General features: G+C 60.5%; 8 protein-coding genes. All 8 read left to right on the top strand.

From position 1 onward, the window contains the following. Positions 1–1,606: GAF domain-containing protein (locus tag C9413_RS22700; RefSeq protein ID WP_246703831.1), on the top strand; the 1,606-nt coding region annotated here is incomplete at its 5' end. After that, the gene (locus C9413_RS22705) at positions 1,603–1,992 is read left to right on the top strand and encodes a response regulator (protein ID WP_039845750.1); all 390 of its coding nucleotides are present in this window, start codon (positions 1,603–1,605) and stop codon (positions 1,990–1,992) included. The genes C9413_RS22700 and C9413_RS22705, both read left to right, overlap by 4 nt. Beyond that, entirely contained in the window at positions 1,989–3,236 is a 1,248-nt protein-coding gene (locus C9413_RS22710; RefSeq protein WP_039845751.1) for an adenylate/guanylate cyclase domain-containing protein, read from the top strand. The genes C9413_RS22705 and C9413_RS22710 overlap by 4 nt, the downstream gene beginning before the upstream one ends. Before the next feature lie 392 nt (positions 3,237–3,628). Beyond that, complete coding sequence (locus tag C9413_RS22715) at positions 3,629–4,360, top strand: FadR/GntR family transcriptional regulator (RefSeq protein ID WP_039845753.1); 732 nt, start codon at positions 3,629–3,631, stop codon at positions 4,358–4,360. Beyond that, on the top strand, positions 4,357–5,940 hold the full coding sequence (locus C9413_RS22720) for an ABC transporter substrate-binding protein (protein WP_039845754.1): 1,584 nt from the start codon (positions 4,357–4,359) through the stop codon (positions 5,938–5,940). The genes C9413_RS22715 and C9413_RS22720 overlap by 4 nt, the downstream gene beginning before the upstream one ends. 58 nt (positions 5,941–5,998) lie before the next feature. Then, entirely contained in the window at positions 5,999–6,958 is a 960-nt protein-coding gene (locus C9413_RS22725) for an ABC transporter permease (protein WP_039845755.1), read from the top strand. Between the two features lie 3 nt (positions 6,959–6,961). Further along, positions 6,962–7,837 (top strand): ABC transporter permease, encoded by an 876-nt coding sequence (locus C9413_RS22730; RefSeq protein WP_039845756.1) that lies wholly within the window; start codon positions 6,962–6,964, stop codon positions 7,835–7,837. A 19-nt stretch (positions 7,838–7,856) separates the two neighbouring features. Beyond that, the coding region (locus C9413_RS22735; RefSeq protein ID WP_170250943.1) for a dihydrodipicolinate synthase family protein at positions 7,857–8,570 on the top strand (714 nt) is incomplete at its 3' end.

Genomic DNA, 8,570 nt, shown 5'->3' on the forward strand with positions numbered 1-8,570 from the left:
GCCACAGCATGGCCGTCGTATGGGCCACCGCACCATCCTGGCAGCGCCCCTGCTGCGGCAGGAGGAAGCAATCGGTGGCCTTGTCATTCGCCGGACGGAAGTCAGGCCGTTCACCGAAAAGCAGATTGACCTCCTCCAGACCTTTGCCGACCAAGCGGTCATAGCGATTGAGAACGTGCGGCTATTCGACGAAGTGAAGGCGCGCACTGCCGAGCTGACGGACGCTCTGGAGCAGCAGACTGCAACAGCCGACGTGCTGAAAGTTATAAGCCGCTCCGCATTCGATCTGCAGGCGGTTCTCGACCCCCTCGTAACATCCGCCGCCCGCCTCTGCGAGGCGGATATGGCAACAATGACCCGGCCGATGAGGGACGCGCACTATCCCGTCGCCAGCTACGGCTTCTCGCAAGAATTCGGTGAGTATCTTCGGAATCTCCCGCTCGAGCCGGGGCGTGGCACCATAGTCGGGCGAACCCTGCTGGAGGTTAGGCCCGTCCAGATCGCCGACGTGCTTGATGATCCAGAGTATTCGATGCGCGAGGGACAGAGACTTGGTGGGTTTCGCACAGTGCTCGGGGTGCCGCTCCTGCGCGAAGGGAGCCCGATCGGTGTGCTGGCATTGACCCGCTCGACCGTGCGTCCCTTCACAGAAAAACAGATCGAGTTGGCATCGACATTCGCCGATCAGGCAGTGATCGCGATCGAAAATGTGCGTCTCTTCCAGGAAGTGCAGGCGAGAACCGAGGAGTTGTCGCGCTCGCTCAAGGAACTGAGGATCGCGCAAGATAGATTGATCCAGACGGAGAAACTCGCCTCGCTCGGGCAGCTGACCGCCGGGATCGCGCACGAGATCAAGAACCCACTAAACTTCGTCAACAATTTCTCGGCGCTATCCCTCGAAATGATCGACGAGTTGCAGCAGGCGCTCGACGCCGCGACCGCCGAAGGTGCGGTTCGCGCCGAGATCGATGAGCTCACCGAGGTGCTCAGGGGTAACCTTGGAAAGATTGTCCAGCACGGCAAGCGCGCCGACTCCATCGTCAAGAATATGCTCCTGCACTCGCGCCAGGGGGCGGGCGAGCGGCGGTGTGCCGACATCAACGTCATTGTCGAGGAGAGCTTAAATCTCGCCTATCATGGTGCCCGCGCCGAGAAGCAGGGGTTCAATATAACGCTGGAGAAGTCACTCGACCCGACTGCCGGAAAGGTCGACTTGTATCCCCAGGAGATCACGCGCGTGCTTCTCAACCTCATCTCCAACGGCTTCTATGCGACGAGCAAGCGCGCGGCTTCGGAGTCCCGCGACAGTTATGAGCCGATGCTGGCGGCAGTGACCAGGAATCTCGGCGAGAGCGTTGAGATCATTATCCGAGACAACGGCCTCGGCATCCCGCCGGACGTGAGGGAAAAGATGTTCAACCCCTTCTTCACGACCAAGCCTGCCGGCGAAGGGACCGGCCTCGGCCTGTCTCTCAGTTACGATATTATCGTGAAGCAACATGCCGGTTCAATCGACGTGGACACAGAACTCGGTCACTACACCGAGTTTCGCATCCGACTGCCGCGGATCGCCGCCGGGATCGCAAATCCGGAGGGCAGATCATGAGTCTTCTTATCTTGGTGGTCGACGACGAGCCAGACATCGAGTTGCTCTTCCGACAGCAGTTTCGCCGAGACCTGCGCGCCGGCCGCTTCGTGATGGAGTTCGCCCAGTCGGCGCCAGCCGCACTCAAGCGGATCGCCGATGCCGCCGATGTCACGCTCATTCTCATTCTGTCGGATGTCAACATGCCAGGGATGAGCGGACTGGAGTTGCTGCCGAAAGCGAGGAGCATACGGCCTGATGTGCCGGTGATCATGATCACCGCTTATGGCGATCCGGACACGAAACAGAAGGCTCTGGAAAACGGCGCCGAAGCGCTTCTGACGAAACCGATCGACTTCGCCGCATTGCGAGAGGAAATCGACATGCGAGTTGGGCGCGCCGCATGATAAGCAGTATCCTCGTTGTTGACGACGAACCGGACCTGGAACTCCTCATTGTCCAAAAGTTCCGGACTCAGATTCGCGACGGCACAATGAGCTTTCTGTTTGCTCGCGACGGCGTCGAGGCATTGGCCGTGCTTGCCGGCAACCAGGACGTGGATATGGTGCTCAGCGACATTAACATGCCGCGCATGGATGGTTTGTTGCTTCTGGCGAAGCTTCAGGAGAGGGATGAGAACCTGTGCACGGTAATCGTTTCCGCCTACAGCGACATGGTCAACATCCGAACCGCGATGAACCGCGGCGCCTATGATTTCGTGACCAAACCGATAGATTTCGCCGATCTCGAGGCGACAATCGTCAAGACGATCCACCATGTGGAGGCAATGCGCGAGGCGCAGCGCCGGCAGGCGGCGGCCGAGCAGGCGCGTGCGTCGCTTTCCCGTTACTTTTCGCCTAATCTCGCCGAACGCTTAGCAAGCAGTGCCGACGCCCTCGACCTTGGCGGCGCGCGTCGGGAGGTTGCGTCCCTCTTTACCGATTTGACCGGTTTCACCACCCTCGTGGAGACGATCGACCCGGAAGTGCTCGGTCCGCTGCTCAACGACTACATTGTCGGCATGACCGACATTGTCTTCGCCCATGATGGTACGGTAGCAAAGATAATCGGCGATGCGCTCCACGTGCTTTTTGGCGCTCCTGCCGATCAGCCCGACCATGCCAGTCGGGCCGTCGCCTGTTCGCTCGCTCTTGACGCCTTCGCGCGGTCCTTCCAGGAAGATTGGAGCAGAAAAGGTGTGGCCCTTGGTGCCACCCGGATCGGTGCGCATGCCGGCACGGCTGTTGTCGGAAATTTCGGCGGAGGAAGGTTCTTCGACTACAGCGCCTATGGCGACACCATCAATGTTGCCGCGCGCCTGCAAGTAGCCAACAAGGCGCTGGGCACCCGTATTTGTGTAAGTAGCAGCGTCGCTGAAAAAGTGCCGCATTTTTGCGGTCGTCCCGTTGGCAACCTCTTCCTAAGAGGCAGAGTCGAGCCGATCCGCGCTTTCGAGCCCCTAGAAGCCGAAAAGTGTGCCAGTGCAGAAACACAGGCATACATGGATGCTTTTGAAGAGCTGGCGGCTGGCGATGTTCGAGCAGTCGCATCGTTCGCCGCGTTAGTGGTTCGAAACACTGAGGACCGGCTCGCCAGCTTTCACCTGAAGCGGCTATTAAACGGCGAGTCCAGCACGACAATAAACCTCTAGAAAATGCGGTTAAGCGTCAGCGGATTGCGGGTGCCTGCCGACTGTTTTCGAGCTGATGTGCTTTCTCATGACGTGTGGCGCCTTTTCTCAAGAAGGAGCCACTCTTGAGTCCTATGGCAAATTCAACGTGCAGCCGATGTTCGACACGATTGGCGCAGCCCGATCTGCTGTGGCATTCGTGAATCTCCTCACCGAGGAATTCAAGACGCGAAAGCTGGCCGCTCGCTTTGCAGCCGGTCCGACTGAACAATCACGCCGGGCTCTCTGCGATTTCCACAACAATGGATGCAACCGATGCCGCTATCCACAAGGCGCGTCCTATGTCCAATTGACAGATATCCTACAAGTGGATATGTCTGTCCTATTCTGAACTCATGCATGAACGAGAACGCATGACGCTTAAGACGATGAAGCCTTTGACGCGGGCGCCTCTGCTGCACGTCTCGGTGCAAGAGAGCCTTCGCGCTTATATCGCCGACAACGGCCTTGCGCCGGGAACGCTGCTGCCGGCCGAGGGAGAGCTTGCAAGCCAACTCGGCGTCAGCCGCAATTCGCTACGCGAGGGCATCAAGGCGCTGGAGTCGCTTGGCGTTCTGGAATCGCGGCGCGGTGTCGGCATCTTCGTCAAGGCCTTCTCCTTCGAGCCGCTGCTCGACAATCTGGCTTACGGCCTCGGCGGCGCGCTTCGCCAGATCGAGGAAGTCCTCGAGATCCGACGCACGCTCGAAGTCGGCCTCATCGGCAAGACGCTCGAGATGATCAGCGATGAGGATATCGCCGAGCTGCGTGCCACGGCGAACAGGATGCGCCTCCATGCCGAGCGCGGCGAATCCTTCGCGGAAGACGACCAGCTTTTTCACCGCCTGCTTTTCCGCTGCCAGAACAACGAGACGCTCGTGCGGCTGATCGATGTTTTCTGGCTGGCTTTCTACAAGGCGTCCGACTTCGTCAATCTCGACAATGTCGATCCCATGGCCACCTGGAGGGACCACGAGGCGATCGTCGATGCAGTGGAAGCGAAGAACCTGGAGGAGGCGCGCATACGCCTGGATCGCCATTATGCCGGCATCTCCCGGGTGATCGCAAATAACAAGACAAGTTCAAATGTGGGAGGAACACAATGAAACGACTGTCCAGATTATCGGCTATCGCGATCGCCGCGATGATGGCGACGACCGCCATTCCAGCCTTGACGACGCCGGCTGAAGCGGCAACGCTTTCCGGCGGCTTCGACGTCGGCCCCGGCGGCTTTCAGGGCAACTTCAATCCGCTGGCCGCGACCGCAGGCTTCACCTGGCTCAGCATCTATTATGAGCCGCTCGTCGCCTATGACGAAAAGCTGCAGAAGGTCGTCGGCGTCCTTGCCTCGTCTTATGAGGTCAGCGACGACCAGAAGACCTACACCTTCAAGCTCGCGGATGCGAAGTGGCATGACGGCAAGCCCTTCACGGCGAAGGATGCGAAATTCACCATCGAACTGGCGACGAACGCCAAGACGGGATCGGTGCTTGCCGCGCGCCTCAAGCCGGTCTCGGCGGTCGAGGCACCCGATGACCATACGCTCGTCGTCAAGCTGAGCGCACCGAGCGCCAGTATCCTGGATACGATGACCAAGGTGATGATGCTGCCCGAGCACGCGCTCGCCTCCACCCCCGCCGACCAGCTTGCAAAGAGCACCTGGTGGTCGACGTCGCCGATCGGTACCGGCCCGTTCAAGTTCACCAAATACGTCACCGACCAATATGTCGAGCTCGCTGCCAACATCGATTATCGCGGCGGCAAGCCGGCGCTGGAAAAGGTGATCAATCGATATTTCGCCGATCCGGCGGCAGCGATCGCCGCCCTGCGGTCCGGTGAAATCCAGTTCACCTATGTCGATTCCAACGACGTGCCGACCTTCAAGGACGACAAGTCCTTCAAAGTCATCGAAGGCAACTCCTTCGTCGTCAACTATCTGGGCTTCAACCACGATTCGCCGATCTGGAAGGATGTGCGCGTCCGCCAGGCGGTGATGTATGCCATCAATCGCGACGCCATCATCAAGAGCCTTTACGCCGGCGCTGCGACGCCGGCCAATTGCGCCTATATCGCCGATCGGCTGGTGCCGAAGGATATCGAAGCCTACGCCTACGATCCGCAAAAGGCAAAGGACCTGCTGAAGGAAGCCGGCTGGGATGAGATCAACGGCGCCAAGCCGATCACGCTTTTGACCTACTACACGACGCCGCTTGCGACCAACGTGCTCGCGGCCGTGCAGGCGATGCTCGCCCAGGTCGGCATCAATGTCGTGCCGCGCGCCGTCGATGCGCCGACCTACAACAGCATCGTGCTGAAGGCAGATGCCGACATCTCGCAGTTCCAGATGGTTTATGCCGGCCTGCAAAACGGCCCGGATGCCGGCAGCATCAATCCCGGCCTCAACGAAAAGCAGATACCGCCGGCAGGCCCGAACGTCGTGCGCGCCCGCATGCCGGATCTGACCTCAGCGCTCGATGCTGCCCTTGCCGAAACCGACAGCAGCAAGCGCGATGCCCGCTATCAGCAGGTCTGCAAGGTGATGAACACCGAGTTGCCCTGGGGGACACTTTGGGTCGCGAACCGCTACGGCGTGGTGTCGACCAAGGTCAAGGATTTCGTCTGGACGCCGGCTCCGGGCGGCGGGCCGTACCAGGCCAATCCGCAGCAGTGGTCGATCGCCGAATAAGGCGCTCTTCTTGAACGATCGAGGGTGGCTTCGGCCACCCTCACCGAATGGATTTCCAATGCTCAGATACAGCCTCCGGCGCGTTGTCATCGGGATGGGCATGCTCCTTGCCTTGAGCGCGCTGATCTTCCTGCTGCTGCGCCTTGCCCCCGGCGATCCGATCGATGCCTATATCGATCCCAACATCCCAATGTCGTCGTCTGATCTTGCTGACCTGCGCAGCCGGCTCGGGCTCGACCAGCCTTTGCCGGTTCAGTATCTCGCATGGCTGCAGCAGGCGCTGGCGGGCAATCTCGGCTATTCGATCAAGCGGCTGGACCAGCCGGTCCTTAACCTCGTGCTTTCGCGCATCGGCCCAACGGTGCTCCTCATGGGCACCGCGCTGGTGATCGCGATCGTCGCCGGGATTGCGATCGGCGTCATCAGCGCCGTGCGCCGCAATTCCCTCGCCGACATTTCCTTTTCGGTCTTCGCACTTGCCGGCATTTCCAGCCCGGCCTTTTTGAGCGCGCTGATCGGTCTTTACATTTTTTCCGTCCGGCTGAACTGGACGCCGTCTGGCGGCATGCTGACGCCGGGCGAGGAGTTCTCAATCCTCGATCTCCTGCGGCATCTGATCCTGCCTGCAGCATTGCTCGCCATCGCCCAGGCTGCCTTGATCATGCGCTACATGCGCGCCTCGATGCTCGAAGTCCTCAACCAGGATTACGTGCGAACGGCCCGCGCCAAGGGCGTCGTCGAGTTCTGGGTCATCACCAAGCATGCTCTTAGAAACGCGCTGCTGCCCGTCGTCACGCTGATCGGTTCGACCATCGGCCTTGCGATTGGCGGGGCGATCTTCATCGAAAGCGTCTTCAACTGGCCGGGCATGGGCCTGCTGCTCGTCGATGCCGTTGAGACGCGCGACTATCCCGTCATCATGGGTGCGACGCTTGTCATCGGCACCTGCGTCATCATCGTCAATCTGCTGACCGATATCGCCTATGCGGTCATCGATCCGCGCATCAAGGTGGGCTGAGTGATGCTGGCACGCACCGCAACCCGCAGCCCCGGCCCTCTCGCCCGCGCCTTTGACCGCTTCCTTCTCAATCGGGCAGCCGTCTTCGGGCTATGCGTCGCAGTCCCGATGCTGGCGATCATCCTCTCTTATCCGCTCTGGTGGCGTTTCCTGCCGAACGACATCGATCTTCTGGCGATGAACAGCGGCCCGACCGCGACGCATTGGTTCGGCACGGACGGCGTTGGCCGCGACGTCTTTGCCCGGGTTATGGAGGGCGGCCGCATCTCGCTTCTGGTCGCTGTCGCCTCGACTGCGATCTCGGCGATGATCGGTTTCCTCTTCGGCGCCGTCTCCGCCCTGGCCGGCCGTTGGGCTGATGCGCTTTCGATGCGCTTCGTCGACCTGGTAATGACGCTGCCGCCGGTCATCTTCCTGCTCGTGCTCGCCTCGATTGCCGGTACCGGCATCTGGCCGACGGTGCTGGTGATCTCGCTGCTCTCCTGGCCGCTGCTTGCCCGCATGATCCGCTCGCGACTGCTGGAACTGCGCGAACGCGATTTCGTCCTGGCGGCGCGCGGCATGGGTGCCGGCCTGCCGCACCTGCTCTTCCGTCACGGCCTGCCGAATTCGATCGATATCCTGATGGTCTATGCAACGCTGCAGATCGCCAATGCCATTCTTCTCGAGGCCGGCCTCTCCTTCCTCGGGCTCGGCATTGCGCCGCCGGCTGCAAGCTGGGGCAACATGTTGAATGCCGCCCGCTCCACCGCAGTTCTCGAACAATATCCATGGCAATGGCTCTTCCCCGGTGGGGCGCTGGTCCTTGCCGTGCTTGCGATCAATTTCATTGGCGATGGCCTGAGGGACGCCTTCGATCCTCGCGCCGAATTAAACTGACAATCGAAAGAAAGCGAAAATGAGCAAATTCAAGGGTGTGGTTCCTCCTGTCGTAACGCCGCTGAACGACGATCTCACCGTCGACTATCCCTCCTATACGCGCGTTCTGGAGCACCTGATCGGCGCCGGCTGCCACGGGGTCTTCGTGCTCGGCTCGACGAGCGAGGTGGTGTTTTACGACGACAAGACGCGGCGCGAGATCATCGAACATTCGGCGAAGGTGGTGAACGGCCGCGTGCCGCTCATCGTCGGCACCATCGATCCGACGACCGATCGGGTCATTTCGCATGCGAAGATCGCAAAGGCAGCGGGCGCCGACGCCGTTGTCGTGACAGCGCCCTTCTATACCGTTACCAGCCAGTCCGAGATCCTCGACCACTTCCGCTATATCCGCGACGCCGTCGATGTGCCGCTCATCGCCTATGACATTCCCGTCTGCGTCAACGTCAAGCTGCAACGCCAAACGACGGTGACGCTCGCCAAGGAAGGCACGATCATCGGCTTGAAGGATTCAAGCGGCGACGACGGCAATTTCCGCTATGCGCTTCTGGATCTCGCCGCGCACAAGGACATTTTCCTGATGACAGGCTCGGAAATCGTTGTTGATACGGCGCTGCTGATGGGGGCCCACGGCGTCGTTCCCGGCATCGCCAATGTCGACCCGCACGGTTATGTCCGCCTTTGGGATGCGGCGCAGCGTGGCGACTGGGCTCTCGCGAAGAAGGAGCAGGAA

This window comes from Rhizobium sp. SEMIA 4085 (assembly GCF_013004495.1).
Classification (GTDB): Bacteria; Pseudomonadota; Alphaproteobacteria; order Rhizobiales; family Rhizobiaceae; genus Rhizobium; species Rhizobium gallicum.